The sequence below is a fragment of the Caulobacter sp. 05T431 genome (genome assembly GCF_056665975.1).
In genome coordinates this window covers 1-454 of the sequence record NZ_JBFTKU010000115.1, presented here as the reverse complement: position 1 = coordinate 454, position 454 = coordinate 1, and the positions used below count along the sequence as shown (strand labels likewise).

Sequence of the window (454 nt, the reverse complement as noted above, 5' to 3'; positions counted from 1 at the left end):
CCGTGATCTTTTCAGCCGTGTCAGTCACGACTCCAAACTCGGCCCCGGTAATGTCTTTCGCTGAAGCCCAGGGTTGGTCGCCATCCCAGAAATCCGGGCGAGATCGTGACGGGGTTCCCCCAAGCACTGGGTCCAATATTTCGCTCATAGGACGAGTATCTAAACGGTCCGCCGAGCGGTCGTAGATCAGGCCGGCAAGGTCGCCGGCCGTAGCCGCAAGCCTCAGGTTGGCAGCGATCTTGTCGTCGAGCGCCCCCAATACCTCCGCAGTAGCCGTCTGCTGGTCGATGCTCGGAAGGATCGGTAGGTGGAAAGCCCGAACGTCCGCGACGTTCAGATGGGCGACAGTGGAACCGGTMGCCATGCTGAGTAGCCGTTCTTGTTGCAGAGGCGAAGTCAGCAAGTAGTAGAGGAAGTCGGAGTTCACGAGGGCGGGATTGGGTCGGAGTAACAC

Annotated in this window: 1 protein-coding gene; it reads right to left on the bottom strand. The window is 59.8% G+C overall.

All coding sequences use genetic code 11. The features are described 5' to 3' along the window. Positions 1–427: restriction endonuclease subunit S domain-containing protein (locus tag AC1U89_RS24760; RefSeq protein ID WP_479902260.1), on the bottom strand; the 427-nt coding region annotated here is incomplete at its 3' end. Positions 428–454: the final 27 nt, after the last annotated feature.